This window comes from Comamonas sp. F1-6, from assembly GCF_039581415.1.
GTDB lineage: Bacteria > Pseudomonadota > Gammaproteobacteria > Burkholderiales > Burkholderiaceae_C > Comamonas > Comamonas thiooxydans.
In genome coordinates this window covers 14,388-32,387 of sequence record NZ_JBCPWN010000017.1, presented here as the reverse complement: position 1 = coordinate 32,387, position 18,000 = coordinate 14,388, and the positions used below count along the sequence as shown (strand labels likewise).

General features: G+C 60.7%; 18 protein-coding genes. 17 read left to right on the top strand and 1 reads right to left on the bottom strand.

Going from position 1 to position 18,000, the window contains the following annotated elements; translation table 11 throughout:
- Positions 1 to 19: 19 nt before the first annotated feature.
- From ispG to AAIL66_RS16830, 13 genes are all read left to right on the top strand, one after another.
- Entirely contained in the window at positions 20 to 1,300 is a 1,281-nt protein-coding gene (gene ispG, locus AAIL66_RS16890) for a flavodoxin-dependent (E)-4-hydroxy-3-methylbut-2-enyl-diphosphate synthase (RefSeq protein ID WP_034378387.1), read from the top strand.
- A gap of 199 nt (positions 1,301 to 1,499) precedes the next feature.
- Positions 1,500 to 2,816: a histidine--tRNA ligase gene (hisS, locus tag AAIL66_RS16885; protein WP_012839174.1), complete on the top strand. Its 1,317-nt coding sequence runs from the start codon at positions 1,500 to 1,502 to the stop codon at positions 2,814 to 2,816.
- 49 nt (positions 2,817 to 2,865) lie between these two features.
- Positions 2,866 to 3,543 carry a tetratricopeptide repeat protein gene (locus tag AAIL66_RS16880; RefSeq protein ID WP_034359353.1) on the top strand — a complete coding sequence of 226 codons (678 nt, stop codon included), beginning with the start codon at positions 2,866 to 2,868 and terminating at the stop codon, positions 3,541 to 3,543.
- A gap of 2 nt (positions 3,544 to 3,545) precedes the next feature.
- Complete coding sequence (bamB, locus tag AAIL66_RS16875; protein WP_052057692.1) at positions 3,546 to 4,721, top strand: outer membrane protein assembly factor BamB; 1,176 nt, start codon at positions 3,546 to 3,548, stop codon at positions 4,719 to 4,721.
- Between the two features lie 15 nt (positions 4,722 to 4,736).
- Positions 4,737 to 6,077 carry a ribosome biogenesis GTPase Der gene (gene der, locus AAIL66_RS16870; RefSeq protein WP_012839171.1) on the top strand — a complete coding sequence of 447 codons (1,341 nt, stop codon included), beginning with the start codon at positions 4,737 to 4,739 and terminating at the stop codon, positions 6,075 to 6,077.
- Between the two features lie 104 nt (positions 6,078 to 6,181).
- Positions 6,182 to 6,436 (top strand): RNA chaperone Hfq, encoded by a 255-nt coding sequence (gene hfq, locus AAIL66_RS16865; RefSeq protein WP_012839170.1) that lies wholly within the window; start codon positions 6,182 to 6,184, stop codon positions 6,434 to 6,436.
- Between the two features lie 62 nt (positions 6,437 to 6,498).
- The gene (gene hflX / locus AAIL66_RS16860) at positions 6,499 to 7,701 is read left to right on the top strand and encodes a GTPase HflX (protein ID WP_034359351.1); all 1,203 of its coding nucleotides are present in this window, start codon (positions 6,499 to 6,501) and stop codon (positions 7,699 to 7,701) included.
- A 71-nt stretch (positions 7,702 to 7,772) separates the two neighbouring features.
- Positions 7,773 to 9,164 carry an FtsH protease activity modulator HflK gene (gene hflK, locus AAIL66_RS16855; protein ID WP_034359349.1) on the top strand — a complete coding sequence of 464 codons (1,392 nt, stop codon included), beginning with the start codon at positions 7,773 to 7,775 and terminating at the stop codon, positions 9,162 to 9,164.
- Positions 9,165 to 9,175: 11 nt separating this feature from the next.
- Positions 9,176 to 10,066 carry a protease modulator HflC gene (gene hflC / locus AAIL66_RS16850; RefSeq protein ID WP_003063801.1) on the top strand — a complete coding sequence of 297 codons (891 nt, stop codon included), beginning with the start codon at positions 9,176 to 9,178 and terminating at the stop codon, positions 10,064 to 10,066.
- A gap of 146 nt (positions 10,067 to 10,212) precedes the next feature.
- On the top strand, positions 10,213 to 10,401 hold the full coding sequence (locus AAIL66_RS16845; RefSeq protein WP_012839168.1) for a DUF2065 family protein: 189 nt from the start codon (positions 10,213 to 10,215) through the stop codon (positions 10,399 to 10,401).
- 93 nt (positions 10,402 to 10,494) lie between these two features.
- A complete protein-coding gene (locus AAIL66_RS16840) occupies positions 10,495 to 11,643 on the top strand; it encodes an ATP phosphoribosyltransferase regulatory subunit (protein ID WP_003063798.1) in 1,149 nt (382 codons plus the stop codon).
- Positions 11,644 to 11,680: 37 nt separating this feature from the next.
- Positions 11,681 to 13,057, top strand: coding sequence for an adenylosuccinate synthase (locus AAIL66_RS16835; protein WP_003063796.1), 1,377 nt, complete (start codon positions 11,681 to 11,683; stop codon positions 13,055 to 13,057).
- Between the two features lie 40 nt (positions 13,058 to 13,097).
- The gene (locus AAIL66_RS16830; protein ID WP_003063794.1) at positions 13,098 to 13,622 is read left to right on the top strand and encodes a phosphoribosyltransferase family protein; all 525 of its coding nucleotides are present in this window, start codon (positions 13,098 to 13,100) and stop codon (positions 13,620 to 13,622) included.
- 116 nt (positions 13,623 to 13,738) lie between these two features.
- Here AAIL66_RS16830 and AAIL66_RS16825 read toward each other — a convergent pair whose 3' ends face one another.
- Complete coding sequence (locus AAIL66_RS16825) at positions 13,739 to 13,885, bottom strand: hypothetical protein (protein WP_165570843.1); 147 nt, start codon at positions 13,883 to 13,885, stop codon at positions 13,739 to 13,741.
- A gap of 17 nt (positions 13,886 to 13,902) precedes the next feature.
- On the opposite strand from AAIL66_RS16825, the gene AAIL66_RS16820 reads away from it, so the two are divergent.
- The 4 genes from AAIL66_RS16820 to AAIL66_RS16805 all read left to right on the top strand — a co-directional run bounded on the left by AAIL66_RS16820 (position 13,903) and on the right by AAIL66_RS16805 (position 17,873).
- A complete protein-coding gene (locus AAIL66_RS16820; protein WP_034378382.1) occupies positions 13,903 to 15,069 on the top strand; it encodes a beta-propeller fold lactonase family protein in 1,167 nt (388 codons plus the stop codon).
- 72 nt (positions 15,070 to 15,141) lie between these two features.
- A complete protein-coding gene (locus AAIL66_RS16815) occupies positions 15,142 to 15,969 on the top strand; it encodes a polysaccharide deacetylase family protein (protein ID WP_343497275.1) in 828 nt (275 codons plus the stop codon).
- A 21-nt stretch (positions 15,970 to 15,990) separates the two neighbouring features.
- Positions 15,991 to 16,971, top strand: coding sequence for a sterol desaturase family protein (locus AAIL66_RS16810; RefSeq protein WP_034359337.1), 981 nt, complete (start codon positions 15,991 to 15,993; stop codon positions 16,969 to 16,971).
- A gap of 14 nt (positions 16,972 to 16,985) precedes the next feature.
- On the top strand, positions 16,986 to 17,873 hold the full coding sequence (locus AAIL66_RS16805) for an EI24 domain-containing protein (RefSeq protein WP_034359334.1): 888 nt from the start codon (positions 16,986 to 16,988) through the stop codon (positions 17,871 to 17,873).
- The last annotated feature ends 127 nt before the right edge of the window (positions 17,874 to 18,000 follow it).

Here is an 18,000-nt window from a genome sequence, read left to right as displayed (position 1 = left end):
CCGTTCGAGGTAAACAAGAGTGCAAGATTCTCAAAGCTCGCAGCAGCTCAGCCAGGCGATAGCCATTGCCAGCCCGCTGCCGCGCAAATCACGCCAGGCCCGTGTGGTGTGGCGCAACAACGTGGTCACTGTCGGGGGCGATGCACCCGTGCGCGTGCAGTCCATGACCAATACCGACACCGTGGATGCGGTGGAAACCGCCATCCAGGTGCGCCAGCTGGCCCAGGCCGGCTCGGAGATGGTGCGCATCACGGTGAACACGCCCGAGGCGGCGGCGGCCGTGCCCTATATCCGCGAGCAGCTCGACCGGATGGGCGAATATGTGCCGCTGGTGGGGGACTTTCACTACAACGGCCACCGTCTGCTGACCGACTACCCCGACTGCGCCCAGGCGCTGTCCAAGTACCGCATCAACCCCGGCAACGTGGGCAAGGGCGACAAAAAGGACAAGCAGTTCGGCCAGATGATCGAGATTGCAGCCAAGTACGACAAGGCCGTGCGCATCGGCGTGAACTGGGGCTCGCTGGACCAGGAAATCATGGCCGATCTGATGGATCAGAACAGCCGTCGCGAGAGGCCCTGGGAGACACGCCAGGTCATGTACGAGGCGCTGATCACCTCGGCCATCAGCTCGGCCGAGCTGGCGAGGAACATCGGCCTGAACCCCGATAACATCATCCTGTCCTGCAAGGTCAGCGGCGTGCAGGATCTGATCTCGGTCTATCGCGAGCTGGCGCGCCGCTGCGACTATGCGCTGCATCTGGGGCTGACCGAGGCCGGCATGGGCACCAAGGGCACGGTGGCATCGACGGCTGCGCTGTCGGTGCTGCTGCAGGAGGGCATTGGTGACACGATTCGCGTCTCGCTCACGCCCCAGCCGGGTGAAGCGCGCACGCAGGAGGTCGTGGTGGCCTCCGAGATTCTGCAGGCTCTGGGCCTGCGCGTGTTCGTACCCAGCGTCACCGCCTGCCCGGGCTGCGGCCGCACCACCAGCACCACCTTCCAGGAACTGGCCAAGAAGATCGACGATTTCCTGCGTGGCGAAATGCCGGTCTGGCGCACCCAGTTCCCTGGCGTGGAAGCCATGAAGGTGGCCGTGATGGGTTGCATCGTCAACGGCCCCGGCGAGAGCAAGCATGCCGATATCGGCATCAGCCTGCCCGGCAACGGCGAAGCGCCAGCGGCGCCCGTTTTCATTGACGGCGAGAAGGCCTTGACGCTGCGCGGCGAGCATATCGCCGAGGAGTTCCAGACCCTGGTGCTGGAATATGTGCAGCGCCGCTACGGCCTGAAGGCCTGAGCGACTCGAACGCTTGCAGCGGCCCGGCATGCGGGTGGTGATTACGCTTGCTGGCACAATGCCAGCGAGCCAAGACTTTGGAATTGATAGCTGCTTGCGCACTATCTGTATGGATTTGAATTAGGTTTCTAGTTGAAGGGCATGATTGCCATGCGCAATATGCTCTTGTTTTGCTAGTAACCCAAGTGTGAGACTTCACGTGGCCAAGAACGAAAAACTGACCGCCGTCAAAGGCATGAACGACATTCTCCCACCCGATTCGGCGCGTTGGGAGTGGTTTGAAGCCAAGGTGCGCGATCTGATGGGCCGCTTTGCCTATCGCAATATGCGTACCCCCATCGTCGAGCCCACGGCCCTGTTCGTGCGCGGCCTGGGCGAGGTGACCGATATCGTCGAAAAGGAGATGTACTCCTTTGAGGACCGGGCAGATAAGCATGGCCAGGCCGAGCATCTGACCCTGCGTCCTGAAGGTACGGCCGGCGTGGTGCGTTCGGTAGTGGAAAACAATCTGCTGTATGAAGGCGGCAAGCGTCTGTTCTACATCGGTCAGATGTTTCGGCGCGAAAAACCCCAGCGCGGTCGCTATCGCCAGTTCCACCAGGTCGGTGTGGAAGCCCTGGGTTTTGCCGGTCCCGAGCTGGATGCCGAAGTGATTCTGCTGGCCGCTCAACTTTGGAAAGAGCTGGGCATTGAAGGCGTGCGTCTGGAACTCAACAGCCTGGGTCAGCCCGAGGAGCGCAAGACCCACCGCGAGGCGTTGATTGCCTACTTCGAGCAGCACACCGAGGTGATGGACGAGGAAGCCAAGCGCCGCATGTACAGCAACCCGCTGCGCGTGCTGGACACCAAGAATCCTGCCATGCAGGAAATGGTCAACGCAGCTCCCAGGCTGATGGACTATCTGGGCGATGCATCCAAGGCGCATCTGAAGGCCGTGCAGGATATTCTGGATGCCAACGATGTGGCCTGGAGCCTGAACCCGCGTCTGGTGCGCGGCATGGACTACTACAACCTCACGGTGTTCGAGTTCATTACCGACAAGCTGGGTTCGCAGAGCACGATCTGCGGCGGCGGTCGTTACGACTATCTGATCGAGGAAATCGGCGGCAAACCCGCTCCGGCCGTGGGCTGGGGCATGGGTGTGGAGCGCGTGCTCGAAGTGCTCAAGGAGGTGGGGGTAGAAATTCCCCAGCCCGCAGCCGATGTCTACGCCATCATTCCCGACGCCTCGGTGCTGCCTCAGGTCTTCAAGACCGTGCAGCAGCTGCGTGCAGCCGGTGTGGCGGTTCAGATGCATGCAGCGGCCGGCGGCTCGGCCGAGGGCATGGGCTCGATGAAGTCCCAGTTCAAGAAGGCCGATGGCTCGGGTGCACGCTTTGCCCTGATCTTCGGCTCCGACGAGCTGGCCCAGGGCAAGGTGACTGTGAAGTCGCTGCGCGACGGCGAGGGCCAGCAGGTGCAGCAAGCTCTGGCGGACGTGGCCCTGTGGGCCGGCAGCCTAAAATCGGCGGTTTGATTTTCCGCACCTCGTTTTCCGACCAGCGTTCCACTCAATCTAAGTAGCCATGGCAAACCATCTCGATCTTGAAGAACAAGAGCAAATTGAGCAGCTCAAGCATTTCTGGAATTCCTGGGGAACTCTGATCACCAGCGTGCTGGTCGTGGTCTTTCTCGGACTGGCCGGCTGGAACGGCTGGCAGTACTGGCAAAAGCGTCAGGCCACCCAGGCCTCGGCCCTGGAGTTCGCCGTGGACGAAGCGCTGACGGCCAAGGATGCGGCGCGCGCAGACCAGGCTTTCAGCGAGCTGCGGGACAAGTACGCGGGCACTGCGCAGGCCGCCCAGACGGCTTTGCTGATGGCCAAGGCCTCAGTGGATGCCGGCAAGCTCGATGACGCCAAGGCTCAGCTGAGCTGGGTGGCCGACAAGGGCGATGAAAGCTTCAAGGCCCTGGCTCGCATTCGTCTGTCTTCCGTGCTGGAGCAGCAAAAAAGCTATGACGAAGGCCTGAAGGTACTTGAGGCGGCCATGCCCGAGTCCTATGCCGGTCTGCAGGCTGATCGCCGTGGCGATCTGTATGTGGCGCTGGGCAAGCAGGCTGAGGCGGTTGCCCAGTACCAGGCTGCCTACAAGGCACTGGACAAGGATCTGGACTACCGCCATCTGGTGGAATTCAAGCTGAACGCGCTGGGCGTGGCTCCTGAAGCCGCAACCCTGGTCAAGACAACGCCGTCGGAGAAATAATCTTGAAGACTTTTGCCCATCAAGTGAAGTTCGCTGCCCCCGCAGCGCAATCCGCAGCCCGTGTGCTGGTGCTGACTGCTGTGGCCGCGTCGCTGGCTGCCTGCTCCATGTTCGGCGGCAAGGACAAGCCCAAGCCTCTGGACCTGGGGGCCAATCCAGGCAAGATCGCGGTGCATCAGGCTTGGTCGGCCAAGCTCGGCAACGAAGTGCCTCTGGCCATGCCTGCGCTGGTGCAGGGCAATACCGTCACCGTGGTCACCAAGGATGGCAGCGTTACGACGCTTGATGGCAATACCGGCAGCCAGCTGGGCAAGTTCAGTGCGGGCGAGCCGCTGACCACCGGCGTGGGCAGCGACGGACAGCGCACGGCGGTGGTTACACGCAGCAACCAGCTCATGGTGTTTGCCGAAGGCAAGCAGCTGTGGAAGAACAATCTGACTGCCGCAGTCTATACGCCGCCTCTGGTGGCTGGCGGCCGCGTGTTCGTGATGGCGGCGGACCGTTCTCTGGCGGCCTTCGATGCCAATACGGGTCGTGAGCTGTGGTCGGTTGAAGGCCCCAGCAATGAACCGCTTATTCTGCGCCAGCCAGGCGTTTTGCAGGCCGTTGGTAATAATCTGGTGGTAGGCGTGTCCGGACGTCTGGCAGGTGTTGATCCTGACAATGGCTCGGTGCGCTGGATGGCTCCTCTGGCCGCACCGCGCGGGACCAACGATGTGGAGCGACTGGTGGATCTGGTCGGCCCCGTCAGCCGTGTGGGCAGCAGTGTCTGCGCACGTGCGTTCCAGGCCTCGGTGGGGTGCGTGGATGTGAGCACGGCCAATGTGCGCTGGACGCAGACCTCCAAGGGTAGCGATGGCGTGGCGGGCGACGAGCAGGCCGTGTTTGGCGCCGAAAGCAACGGCACGGTACAGGCTTGGAATCGTGCAGACGGTCAGCGTCTGTGGTCCATCGACAAGCTGCAGTACCGCAAGCTGACGGCACCTCTGGTGCTGGGCCGCTCCGTGGTGCTGGCCGATGATTTGGGGACAGTGCATATGCTCTCGCGTGAAGATGGCTCTGCACTGGCCCGTTTGGAAACTGACAAGGCAGGAGTTGCCACTTCCCCGGTTGTCGCCGCCAATACTCTGGTGATCGTCAGCCGAAGCGGAACTGTGTATGGCTTCAAGCCGGATTGATAGGTTGTTTTTGGAATGAAGCCAGTTATTGCCCTGGTAGGGCGCCCCAATGTGGGCAAGTCGACGCTGTTCAATCGACTCACGAAGTCGAGGGATGCCATCGTCGCCGACTTTGCAGGGCTGACGCGTGACCGCCATTACGGCCAGGGCCGTCAGGGCAAGCATGAGTACATCGTCATCGATACGGGCGGTTTCGAGCCGGACGCATCGCGCGGCATCTTCAAGGAGATGGCCAAGCAGACGCAGCAAGCCGTGGCGGAAGCCGATGTCGTGATCTTCGTGCTGGATGCGCGTGCCGGTCTGTCCGGTCAGGATCACGAGATCGGCAACTACCTGCGCCGTCTGGGCAAGCCCACCATTCTGGTGGCCAACAAGGCCGAAGGCATGAAGGATGGCGTGCAGCTGTCCGAGTTCTATGAGCTGGGTCTTGGCGAGGTCGTGCCCGTGTCTGCCGCCCACGGTCAGGGTGTGCGCAGTCTGGTCGATGCAGCCCTGGGTCTGCTGAATCTGCCCGAGCCTGAAGACGAGGTCTTTGGCGAGGAAGACCAGAAGCCCGTGCGTCTGGCGGTGGCAGGTCGTCCCAATGCCGGCAAGTCCACGCTGATCAATACCTGGCTGGGTGAAGAGCGCCTGGTGGCTTTTGACATGCCCGGCACCACGCGCGATGCGATCACGGTGCCTTTCGAGCGCAATGGCCAGAAGTTCGAGCTGATCGACACCGCAGGTCTGCGCCGCAAGGGCAAGGTGTTCGAAGCCATCGAGAAATTCTCGGTGGTCAAGACGCTGCAAGCCATCGAAGGTGCCAATGTCGTGCTGCTGCTGATCGATGCCACGCAAGGCGTGACCGACCAGGACGCCCATATTGCGGGATATATCCTGGAAAGCGGCCGCTCGGTCGTGCTGGGCATCAACAAATGGGATGCCGTGGATGACTACCAGCGTCAGATGCTGGAGCGCTCCATCGAGACGCGCCTGTCCTTCCTGAAGTTTGCGCCGCTGCACTTCATCTCGGCACAAAAGCGCCAGGGTCTCGAGCCGCTGTGGAAATCCATCATCCAGGCTCATCGTGCAGCCACCTGCAAGATGCCTACTCCTGTGCTGACGCGCATTCTTATGGAGTCGATCCAGTTCCAGACGCCCAAGAAGGTGGGGGCCTATCGTCCCAAGATGCGCTATGCCCACCAGGGTGGCATGAACCCGCCCATCATCGTGATCCATGGCAACTCGCTGGAACTGGTCACCGATGCGTACAAGCGCTTTCTGGAAGGCCGTTTCCGCAAGGAGTTCAATCTTGTCGGCACCCCGTTGCGCATCGACTTGAAAACCTCCCATAATCCTTACGCCGACAAGGATTAATAGCTGTCTGCTGGTGCCTACGGGAAAACCCTTTTCGCTGTTTTTCCCGGGCCCTGTGGTAATGTGTCGGTTTACAACAACACTCTTCGAACACGGAGAATATCGTGAGCAATAAAGGTCAACTCCTCCAAGATCCGTTCCTGAACGCACTGCGTCGTGAACATGTGCCGGTCTCCATCTATCTGGTCAACGGCATCAAGCTGCAGGGCCAAATCGAGTCGTTCGACCAATATGTGGTGCTTTTGCGCAACACTGTGACCCAGATGGTATACAAGCACGCCATCTCCACCATCGTTCCCGGTCGCGCCGTGAACTTCTCGGCCGCTACTCCGGCTGACAACGACGCCGCTGCTGCCTAAGCTTTCTTGCGTCAACGCCCGCCGGCTAGTCCGGCGCGGCTCTTACCCTACGGGACAGGTATTTGAGTTCTGAATCCTTTGAACGTTCCGCGTCTGCGCCAGTGCTGCTGGTGGGCGTGGATTTTGGTGTTCCCCATTTCGATGACGAGCTGGAAGAGCTGGGCCTGCTGGCACAGACTGCTGGCTTGCAACCCGTGGCGCGCTTGACCTGCAAGCGCAAAGCTCCCGATCCCGCGTTGTTCGTGGGCAGTGGCAAGGCGGATGAGATCCGCATGCTGGCCCAGATGCACGGCGCCAAGGAAGTCTGGTTCGACCAGGCTCTGAGCCCGGCGCAGCAGCGCAATCTGGAGCGCCATATCCAGATGCCGGTCAACGACCGGACCATGCTGATCCTGGAAATCTTCGCCCAGCGTGCACGCAGCCATGAAGGCAAACTGCAGGTGGAGCTGGCTCGCCTGCAATACATCAGCACGCGCCTGGTGCGCCGCTGGAGTCACCTGGAGCGTCAGGCTGGCGGTATCGGTGGCCGTGGCGGCCCCGGTGAAAAGCAGATCGAGCTTGACCGCCGCATGATTGACGATGCCATCAAGCGCACCAAGGAGCGCCTTAAAAAGGTCAAGAAGCAGCGTTCTACGCAGAGGCGTCAGCGCTCGCGTCGCGAAGTTTTCAATATTTCCCTGGTTGGCTATACCAATGCCGGCAAATCCACGCTGTTCAATGCCATGGTGAAGGCTCGCGCCTATGCCGCAGATCAGCTGTTTGCCACGCTGGATACCACCACCCGGCAGATGTATCTGGCGGAGGCCGAGGAGTCGGTTTCCCTGTCGGATACCGTCGGTTTTATTCGTGACTTGCCGCACGGTCTGGTGGATGCTTTCCAGGCCACCTTGCAGGAGGCGATTGACGCCGATCTGCTGCTGCATGTCGTGGATGCATCGAACCCCGGATTCCCCGAACAAATACAACAAGTCCAAAAAGTTCTGGGTGAAATCGGGGCCGATGATGTGCCCCAGATTCTGGTTTTCAACAAGCTGGATGCCATTGAGCCCGAGCGTCAGCCTGCCATGCTGCAGGATATGTATGAGCTCGATGGCACGCCGGTGCCGCGTGTGTTTGTCAGTGCTCGCTCGGGGCAGGGGCTGGCGCAGCTGCGGCAGATGTTGGCTGACCGGGTTTTGCAGGTACGTGAAGAGGCGGCACGCGAAGAAGTCGAGGGGCAGGACGATACGTACTGGATGTCCCCTGATGACGACGCGCAATACTAGGGGCTTGCGTTCCTATTGGGCACAATGCTTGCCATGGTCCATGTCTTTTTGAAAACACAGAGACGTCTCGCATGAATTTTTCACAACGCGTCCATCGCCTGGCGGTGCTGCCGCAACGCATTCGCGGGATGTTCAATTTGAACGATCCGCGCTGGGGTCGTGGCGACAACAACAACGAAGATGGCTCCAAGCCGGACGGCTCGGCACCCGAAGGGGAGCGTCCTCCGATGCCGCCCGCACCCGAGCAGCGACCCCGTCCTTCCTCTCCTCAGCAAGGCCAGCCGCCTGATCTGGAAGAGGTGTGGCGTGATCTCAATCGCAAGCTTTCCGGCCTGTTTGGTGGTGGCTCCGGCAACGGCCGTGGTGTGCCGCCCAGCCGCAGCGGCGGTCAGCCTGGCGAGCCTTTCAACCCCGGCAAAGGAATTTTCCTGATTGCCGGCGTGGCTGTGCTGATCTGGCTGGGTACGGGCTTTTTCATCGTGCAGGAAGGCCAGCAGGCCGTCATCACGCAGTTCGGCAAGTACAAGAGCACCGTGGGAGCGGGCTTCAACTGGCGCCTGCCTTATCCCGTTCAAAAGCATGAGCTGGTCTATGTTTCGCAGATTCGCTCTGCGGAAGTGGGGAGCGACAACATCGTGCGCAGCACGGGGCTGCGTGAATCGGCAATGCTGACCGAGGACGAGAACATCGTCGAGATCAAGTTTGCCGTGCAGTACCGCCTGAGCGATGCGCGAGCCTGGCTGTTCGAAAGCCGCAGTCCTTCCGAGGCCGTGATCCAGGTGGCAGAGTCCGCCGTGCGTGAAGTCGTCGGCAAGATGAAGATGGACGCGGCTCTGGCTGAGGAGCGTGACCAGATCGCGCCGCGAGTGCGCGATCTGATGCAGTCCATTCTGGATCGCTACAAGGTGGGCGTTGAGGTGGTGGGCATCAATATGCAGCAAGGCGGCGTGCGGCCGCCCGAGCAGGTGCAGGCCTCGTTTGACGATGTGCTCAAGGCTGGTCAGGAGCGTGAGCGTGCCAAGAATGAGGCCCAGGCTTATGCCAACGATGTGGTGCCCCGTGCTGCGGGTGCTGCGGCGCGTCTGGGTGAGGAGGCTGCTGCCTACAAGTCCAAGATCGTGGCCCAGGCTCAGGGTGATGCCGGACGCTTCAGTTCGCTGTATTCCGAGTACCAGAAGGCTCCTCAGGTCACACGTGACCGTCTTTACATCGATGCGATGCAGCAGGTCTACACCAACGTGACCAAGGTTCTGGTGGAGTCGCGCCAGGGCTCCAATCTGCTGTATCTGCCTCTGGACAAGATCATGCAGAACGTGGGTGGCAGCGCCGCTGCTCCCGCTGCGTCGGGTGATGCAGCTGCCGGCGGCGCAGCTTCGGCTCCAGCCAACGTACGTGTAGTACCCAATCCCGCCGGTGATGCCCGCAGCCGCGATGCGCGCAGCCGTGACCGTGACGCACGCTAGGAGAGAATGCAGTGAATCGAATCGGATTTTTTGTCACCAGCATTCTCGTGGTGCTGGCCTTGCTGAGTTCGACCCTGTTTGTCGTGGATCAGCGTCAGTTCGGTGTGGTCTATGCGCTGGGTCAGATCAAGGAAGTGATCACCGAGCCCGGGCTTAACTTCAAGCTGCCGCCACCGCTGCAGAACGTGCGTTACATCGACAAGCGTCTGCTGACGCTCGACAGCACCGATACCGAGCCCATGCTCACGGCTGAAAAGCAGCGCGTGGTCATCGACTGGTATGTGCGCTGGCGCATCTCCGAGCCTTCGGAATACATCCGTAACGTGGGTCTGGATGAATCTGCCGGTGCCATGCAGCTCAACCGCGTGGTGCGCAATGCCTTTCAGGAAGAGATCAACCGCCGTACCGTGCGTGAGCTGCTGTCTTCCAAGCGTGAAACGCTGATGGCCGACGTCAAGCGTGAAGTGCTGGAAACCGTGCGCGGCTCCAAGCCCTGGGGTGTCGACATCGTCGATGTGCGCATCACTCGCGTGGACTATGCCGAGACCATCACCGAGTCCGTCTATCGCCGTATGGAGGCCGAACGCAAGCGCGTGGCCAACGAGCTGCGCTCCACAGGCGCGGCTGAGGGTGAAAAGATTCGCGCCGAGGCCGACCGTCAACGTGACATCACCATTGCCAATGCCTACCGCGATGCACAGAAGATCAAGGGTGAGGGCGATGCTGAAGCGGCACGGGTCTACGCAGAAGCCTTTGGCAAGGATCCGCAGTTTGCGCAGTTCTATCGCAGTCTGGATGCTTACAAGGAGAGCTTCTCCAAGAAGAGCGATGTGCTGGTGTTAGATCCTTCGCAAAGCGACTTCTTCAAGGCTTATCGCAGTGGCGGCTCCGCTGGCAAATAGGCCTTGGCTTGCGCAAATTCGGATCAGGCGTGGTGTTTTGCCGATAGAAATGCCTGTTGTGCATCCTTGTTTGCGCAAGTTCGGAAAGCTCTGACAACGATACAAGCAATGGCCCCTTGAGGGCCATTTTCTATTGGGAGATGGCAATGGACTGGTGGGAGATCCTGGGACTGGCGATCGCCATGTTGCTGGTGCTGGAGGGGCTGCTGCCCCTGTTCGCGCCCGGGCTGTGGCGCCAGCTGTTTTCCCAGTTGCTGCAACTCAGGGATGGGCAGCTGCGCTTTTGCGGATTGCTCTGTATCGCAGCAGGCGCCATCATGCTGGTGCTGCTTTAAATACTGCCGATACTGGCTAGGCCTTAGCGGTCAAATTGGGCAGGGCTGGCAAAGCCGGTAGAATCGCATTTTTAACAGCCTCCCCATTTCTCCATGTCTGCTTGGGTCCTGCCGGATCACATTGCCGATGTTTTGCCCTCCGAGGCACGGCACATCGAAGAATTGCGTCGAGGATTGCTCGATACTGCGCGCAGCTATGGCTATGAGCTTGTCATGCCACCCATGCTGGAGTATCTGGAGTCCTTGCTGACGGGTACAGGCGAAGCTCTTGCCCTTCAAACCTCCAAACTGATTGACCAGCTCTCCGGTCGCACCATGGGCCTGCGTGCAGACATGACGCAGCAGGTGGCACGCATTGATGCACATTTGCTCAATCGCAAGGGCGTAACCCGTCTGTGCTACTGCGGTCCTGTCGTTCATGCGCGCCCCGATCGTCCGCGTGCCACGCGTGAGCCGTTCCAGTTCGGTGCTGAAATCTACGGCCATGAAGGCCTGGAAGCCGACCTCGAAGCCCTGCATCTGGCTCTCGACTGCCTCAAGGGAGCGGGCGTCAAGGACGTCATCGTGGATCTGGCCGATGTGCGCATTGTGCGCAGCCTGCTGGCTGGCGTGATGGTGGACGAGCAGGTGCTGCGTGGCGTGCATGCGGCCCTGGCCTCCAAGGATGCAACCGAGCTGGCTCAGCTGACCCGCGATTTCCCCGAAGCCTCGCGTGAAGGCCTGATGGCGCTGCTGCAGTTGTACGGCGGCATGGAAGTGCTCGATCAAGCTGAAAAGCTGCTAGAGCGCACTGCTGGCGTGCGCAATGTGCTGTCACATTTGCGCTGGCTGGTGCAGCATCTGGATGGCGTCAAGGTCAGCTTCGACCTGGCCGACCTGCGTGGCTACTCCTACTACAGCGGCACGCGCTTTGCGATCTATGTGCCCGGTGGCAGCGATGCCCTGGTGCGCGGTGGCCGTTACGACGAAGTCGGTGCAGTGTTCGGGCGCAATCGTCCCGCTGCCGGCTTCAGTCTCGATATCAAACAACTGGTGGCTGTCGTGCCCGAGCGTCCGCTCAAGGCTGCCATTCGCGCCCCCTGGGGTGATGACGCGCAAGTGGCTGCCGCCATTGCCGCATTGCGCCAGCAGGGCGAGACGGTGGTCTGCGTGCTGCCAGGGCATGAAAGCGAAGTGGATGAGTTCCACTGCGACCGTGAGCTTGCCAATGTCGGCGGGCAATGGGTCGTGCAAGCCATTTAAGGCATTTGACTAATTCTTCGATTTATCGGATTGGAATATGAATACATCCAAAGGTCGCAATGTGGTCGTCGTCGGCACCCAGTGGGGTGATGAGGGCAAGGGCAAGCTGGTTGACTGGCTGACCGAAAGCGCCAACGGCGTCGTGCGTTTCCAGGGCGGTCACAACGCCGGTCACACATTGGTCATCAACGGCGTGAAGACGGCTCTGCACCTGATTCCCAGCGGCATCATGCGTCCCGGCGTGAAGTGCTACATCGGCAACGGTGTGGTGCTCTCCGTGGGCAAGCTGTTTGAAGAAATCGAAGGCCTGGAAAAGGCCGGCGTGCAAGTGCGTGAGCGTCTGCGCGTGTCCGAAGCCTGCCCGCTGATCCTGCCTTTCCACCAGGCTCTGGACGTGGCCCGTGAAGCGGCCCGTGAAAAGGGTGGCGTGCAGAAGATCGGTACCACCGGCAAGGGCATCGGCCCCTCCTACGAAGACAAGATCGCCCGCCGTGCCCTGCGTGTGCAGGACCTGAAGCACCCCGAGCGCTTCGCCACCAAGCTGCGCGAGCTGCTGAGCCTGCACAACCACATTCTGGTGAATGTGCTGGGCTCCAAGAACTTCGACTTCGGCGCCGGCCTGGCTCCCTACATGAAGGACGGCGAAGTTCAGTTCGACGCCGTGTACGAAGAAGCCATGCGTCATGCCGAGCTGATCAAGCCCATGATTGCCGATGTTTCGCGCGAGCTCAATGCCGTGCACGCCGAAGGCGGCAACCTGCTGTTCGAAGGCGCGCAAGGCACGCTGCTGGACGTGGATCACGGCACCTACCCCTATGTCACATCGTCCAACTGCGTGGCCGGCAATGCCGCCGCAGGCGCTGGCGTGGGCCCAGGTCTGCTGCACTACATCCTGGGCATCACCAAGGCCTACTGCACCCGCGTGGGCGGCGGCCCCTTCCCCACCGAGCTGGAATGGGAAAAGGAAGGCACTCCCGGCTGGGTCATGTCCACCGTGGGCGCTGAGAAGGGTGTGACCACCGGTCGCTCGCGCCGCTGCGGCTGGTTCGATGCTGCGCTGCTCAAGCGTTCGGCCCAGATCAACGGCCTGTCCGGCCTGTGCATCACCAAGCTGGACGTGCTGGACGGCATCGAAGAGCTGCAACTGTGCGTGGGCTATGAGCTCGACGGCGAGAAGATCGACCTGCTGCCTCTGGGCGCGGACGATATCGAGCGCTGCAAGCCGATCTACGAATCCATTCCCGGCTGGACCGACTCCACCGTGGGTGTGACCGAGTACGACAAGCTGCCCGTGAATGCCCGCCGCTATCTGGACCGTATTGCCGAAGTGACCGGTGTGCCCATCGCCATGGTGTCCACCAGCCCCGACCGCGATCACACCATCCTGATGCACAACCCGTACAGCGCCGCCTGATCGGTCCGGGTTTTACTGAACTTTCAAAGGAACTGTGCCCATGCTGACAGAAGACGGTAAGCACCTGTATGTGAGCTACGACGAGTACCACGGTCTCATCGAAAAGCTCGCCATCAAGATCCACCAGTCCGGCTGGGAATTCGACACCATCCTGTGCCTGGCACGCGGTGGTCTGCGTCCCGGCGACATCCTGAGCCGCATTTTCGACAAGCCCCTGGCCATCATGTCCACCAGCTCCTATCGCGCCGAAGCCGGCACGGTGCAGGGCCATCTGGACATCGGCCGCTTCATCGCCACGCCCAAGGGCGATATTTCCGGCCGCGTGCTGCTGGTGGACGATCTGGCGGACTCGGGCGCCACGCTCAAAGCCGTGATCGCCATGCTCAAGACCAACTACGCACCCATTACGGAGCTGCGCAGCGCCGTGATCTGGACCAAGGGCGTGTCGACCTTCGAGCCTGACTATTCGGTGGACTTCCTGGCCACCAACCCCTGGATTCACCAGCCTTTCGAAGGCTATGACACGCTGAATCCCGAAAAGCTGGCGGAGAAGTGGAAGGTCTGAGGACCCGTCACCGACGTTGGCAAAGGAGCCCTTTTGGGGCTCCTTTTTTTATAGAGCAATGATGTTCATCAATAGATGAGCGTCATGTGCCTTTATTCCAACGGTTTCAAGCTTTTTTAAAGCTGTACCGTAATAAAAGCAGGAGCTAGCTGCTCCTGTTTTTGAATTGTTGTCATGATGCGGCCTGCGCCGATCAGGCAAGCTTGGCGCGGCATTTCAACAAGCTTTGTAAACCAGAAGGCTTGTGTTGGCAGCGGCTGCATTGACGCAGCTACACTGCATGGATTCTGAGAAGGTGGTGGTTGTGGGACGTCTTTCTATTGGGCGCACTGGCGCTGCTGTGGCATTGGTCGTGGGCGTGGGCGCTGCGGCATGGTTGGGGGCTTCGGCCTTGCCCGGTTTCAAGTCTGCCAAGGCAGCCGCACCGGCGGTCCCTGCCGCTCCTGTGGTCGCGCCCGCGGCGGCGGTTGCAACCGGTGCACCTTTGCCGCCAGCTGCTGTCAAGCCGGCACAGGCAGCGCGTGCCGTGCAAGGCCCGACGCCCATCTTTGTGCTCAATTCCCTGGATGCATCCATCAGCGTGATCGATCCGCAGACCTGGAAGGAGCAGTCGCGCATTCCCACGGGCAAGGAGCCTCACCACCTGTATCTGACGCCAGACGAGAAATCACTGGTGGTGGCCAATGCGCTGGGCGATTCGCTGACTCTGGTGGATCCGCGCACGGGTGCCGTGCAGCGCGTGATCCGCGATATCGTGGACCCATACCACCTGCGCTTTTCACCAGATATGAAGTGGTTTGTCACGGCTGCCAACCGCCTCAACCACATCGATTTCTACCGCTGGGATGCGGCCACGCAGACGCCGACCCTGGTCAAGCGCGTCTCCACCGGCAAGACGCCCAGCCATTTGTTCATCGACGCGCAGAGCAAGACGCTGTACTCCACCATGCAGGACAGCGACGCCCTGGTGGCCATCGATATCGCCACCCAGACCATCAAGGCCCGAGTGCCCACCGGCCCCATGCCTGCCGACGTCTATGGCAGCCCTGATGGCAAAAAGCTGTTTGTCGGCCTGACGGGCGGCGATGGTGTCGAAGTGTTCGACATCACCGGTCCCGAACCACGCAGCCTGGGTCAGATCAAGACGGCAGCCGGCGCCCATGCCTTCCGCGCCGCCGGCGATGACCGTCATCTGTACGTGAGCAATCGCGTGGCCAATACCATCAGCAAGATCGATATGGTCAGCAGCCAGGTCGTTGCCAATTACCCGGCGCCTGGCGGCCCCGACTGCATGGATGTCTCGGCCGACGGCCGCTACATCTTCGTGGCCTCGCGCTGGGCGCGCAAGCTGTCGGTGATCGACACGGTGGAGAAGAAGGTGGTCAATCAGGTCAATGTGGGCAAGTCGCCTCACGGTGTCTGGACGCTGTCCCACGCTGCGCGCTAAGGTGCTTGTCCCTGCTGCATCGAAACGGCAGGGATGGCTTGGTCTCCGTGTTGACCACCTCAAGGAGGGTGGATGCAAAGACGTTGTTTCATGCTCGGCTCGCTGGTCGGCGGCCTGCCTGCCGTCCCAGCCTTTGCTGCCGAAGCTGCAAGGAAGATGGCTTCAGGCGCTTGCTCCAAGGCGGTCTACCTGACCTTCGACACCGGGCATATGGGCATAGCCCAGCTTGTCGCCCAGGTTCTGCAAAAGCACAAGGTGCCCGTCACATTCTTTGCGGCCAATGAGGCCACGAAGGAGGGGGGCAGCAGTCTGAGCGACTTCTGGGCGCCCTGGTGGAAGGCGCGTGCCGACGAAGGTCACCAGCTCGCATCCCATACCTTCGACCATATGTACTGGCTGGCCGATATCCGCGACAAGGCCACAGGCCAGGTCACGCACTTCAAGGTCAAGCCATCGGCCGGGCCCAGAGCCGGTCAGAGCTATGTGGTGTCTGCCGATGAGTACCGCCAGGAGATTGCCCGCTCCGCTCAGAGGCTGGCGCAGATCACGGGTCGCAAGACCTTGCCGCTGTATCGTGCGCCGGGCGGCAAGACATCGCCAGCGCTGATTGCCGCAGCGCAGCAGGGAGGCTTTCAGCATGTGGGCTGGGCGCCGGCAGGCTTTCTGGGCGACGAGCTGCCCAGCGACAGGTATCCCAATGAACGCTTGCTGGCCCAGGCACTCAAAAACATAGGCTGCGGCGATATCTTGCTGGCCCACCTCGGCATCTGGTCGCGCCAGGACCCCTGGGCCCCGGCGGTGCTGGAGCCGCTGATCGTCGGTCTGCTGGATAAGGGTTTTTGCTTTCGTACGCTGGCCGAGCATCCGGCGTACCAGGGCTGGATTGCGCAGCACCGCTGAGTGCGGCAAGAGGAGTGAGTTGTGGATTGGTTGGTTCAGATGTTTGGAGAGGCGCAGCAACGCTTGTTTGAAGGCGTGGTTCAGCCGTTTCTGTTCCATTTCGGCATGGCGAACCTGCTCGAAGATGGCTACACAGCCACGGGCTGGCTGCTGGTGGGGCTGCTGCAGATAGCGGTCATGGTCGCGGTGATCGTGCCGCTGCAGCGCTGGAGGCCGGTCGAGCCCGTGGTGGACCGCCAGGCGATTCGCGTGGACATCCTCTACACGCTGATTCACCGGCTGGGATTTTTCCGGCTGGCATTGTTCTTCACGATCGATCCCTTGTGGGATGCCCTCATGGGCAGGCTTCATGTCTTGGGCATGCCTGGCTTTCATCTTGACGATATCTGGCCGGGCGTGACGGACAACGCCTGGGTCAGTCTGTTGATGTATCTGGTCGTGTTCGATCTGGTCGAGTACTGGATTCATCGAGGTCAGCACGGTTTTACCTGGTGGTGGAAGCTGCATGCCGTGCACCACTCGCAGCGCCAGATGACGGTGTGGAGCGACAATCGCAATCACCTGCTCGACGACGTGATCCATGACGCCATCATCGTGCTGGTGGCACAGCTGATTGGCGTGGCTCCGGGGCAGTTCGTGGCCATCGTGGCCCTGACCCAGCTCAGCGAGAGCTTTCAGCATGCCAACGTGCGCATCTGGTTTGGCCAGTTGGGCGAGCGCCTGTGGATCAGTCCACGCTTTCACCGCCGCCACCACGCCATCGGTATTGGCCACGAACCCATGGCGCCCGTGCGCAACAAGAAGGTGCATGGAAACAATTTCGGCGTATTGTTGCCCTGGTGGGACATATTGTTTGGCACGGCCAACTTTGATCTGCGCTATGACCCCACTGGCATTCGCGATCAGGTGCAAGCGAATGCAAAAGGACAATTGCGCGACTATGGCCGTGGCTTCTGGGCGCAGCAGTGGCTGGCTGTCCTGCGATTGATGGGTCGCGCATAAGCCAATCCTTGAGTATGCTTGCCAGCATGAGCTTGCTACTCGACTCTTTTTGGCGTGCCATGGCGTATTGCCTGCATAAGCGGGTCATTGTCTGGTCACTCTTGCCGCTGCTGGCCATGGCTTTGATGGCCTGGCTTCTTGGTTACTTCTTCTGGGCCGATGCGGTCCTCAAGGTGCAAAGCCTGCTGGACGGGGTGGGCTGGCTGCATTCCTTGTGGCTATGGCTGCAAGGGCTGGGCCTTGGGTATGCCTCGGAGGTGGTGGCTTCCATTTTTGTTGTGTTGGGCGCAATGCCGGTACTCGTGGTGCTGGTTTTGCTGCTGGTAGGCCTGTTCATGGCACCAGTGCTCACGCAGCTGGTGGCCGAGAAACGCTTTGTCGGTCTCGAGAAAAAGCATGGCGGCTCCACCATGGCCAGCCTGGTCTGGTCGGGCGGCTCCACGCTGATTGCGCTGCTGGCCTTGTTTGTCACTCTGCCGTTATGGGTGTTCCCGCCGCTGATGCTGGTGGTGGCGCCTTTGATCTGGGGATGGCTCACCTACAGGGTCATGGCATTTGACGCCTTGTCCGAGCATGCCAGCAAGGACGAGCGCCGGGCCCTGTTTGCCCGTCATCGCATGTCGCTCATTCTGATGGGCGTGATCTGCGGCTATCTGGGTGCAGCGCCCGGTGTGGTCTGGATTTCCGGGCTGCTGTTCCTGGCTGCTTTCTGGATTCTTGTGCCCATTGCCATCTGGATCTATGCGCTGGTGTTTGCCTTCTCTGCACTGTGGTTTGCCCACTTCTGTCTGGCGGCGCTGGAGCAGATGAGGGCGCAGACCATGCCGAGTGCTGCCGACCCGCAGGTCCCGTTTGCACCTGGTGCAGATGATTCGGATGGTGCAGCTTCGGTGGCTCGCTGAAAAGCGTCTGCAGCAGGTTGAATCAGGTGCCATGCACCAAAAACAATCTTGTTTCAGAAATGCACCAAATTGGTGTCAATTAATTCACCAAGATGGTGCAATTGTTTAGCGTGCTCTGGCAGTGAGA

What these genes read in the sequence shown, in the direction of transcription:
- AAIL66_RS16880 (WP_034359353.1), top strand. Translation starts at nt 2,866, where the DNA reads ATGGCAAACCATCTCGATCTTGAAGAACAAGAGCAAATTGAGCAGCTC.
- der (WP_012839171.1), top strand. Translation starts at nt 4,737, where the DNA reads ATGAAGCCAGTTATTGCCCTGGTAGGGCGCCCCAATGTGGGCAAGTCG.
- hflK (WP_034359349.1), top strand. Translation starts at nt 7,773, where the DNA reads ATGAATTTTTCACAACGCGTCCATCGCCTGGCGGTGCTGCCGCAACGC.
- AAIL66_RS16845 (WP_012839168.1), top strand. Translation starts at nt 10,213, where the DNA reads ATGGACTGGTGGGAGATCCTGGGACTGGCGATCGCCATGTTGCTGGTG.
- AAIL66_RS16840 (WP_003063798.1), top strand. Translation starts at nt 10,495, where the DNA reads ATGTCTGCTTGGGTCCTGCCGGATCACATTGCCGATGTTTTGCCCTCC.
- AAIL66_RS16835 (WP_003063796.1), top strand. Translation starts at nt 11,681, where the DNA reads ATGAATACATCCAAAGGTCGCAATGTGGTCGTCGTCGGCACCCAGTGG.
- AAIL66_RS16830 (WP_003063794.1), top strand. Translation starts at nt 13,098, where the DNA reads ATGCTGACAGAAGACGGTAAGCACCTGTATGTGAGCTACGACGAGTAC.
- AAIL66_RS16825 (WP_165570843.1), bottom strand. Translation starts at nt 13,885, where the DNA reads ATGCAGCCGCTGCCAACACAAGCCTTCTGGTTTACAAAGCTTGTTGAA.
- AAIL66_RS16820 (WP_034378382.1), top strand. Translation starts at nt 13,903, where the DNA reads ATGGATTCTGAGAAGGTGGTGGTTGTGGGACGTCTTTCTATTGGGCGC.
- AAIL66_RS16815 (WP_343497275.1), top strand. Translation starts at nt 15,142, where the DNA reads ATGCAAAGACGTTGTTTCATGCTCGGCTCGCTGGTCGGCGGCCTGCCT.
- AAIL66_RS16805 (WP_034359334.1), top strand. Translation starts at nt 16,986, where the DNA reads ATGCTTGCCAGCATGAGCTTGCTACTCGACTCTTTTTGGCGTGCCATG.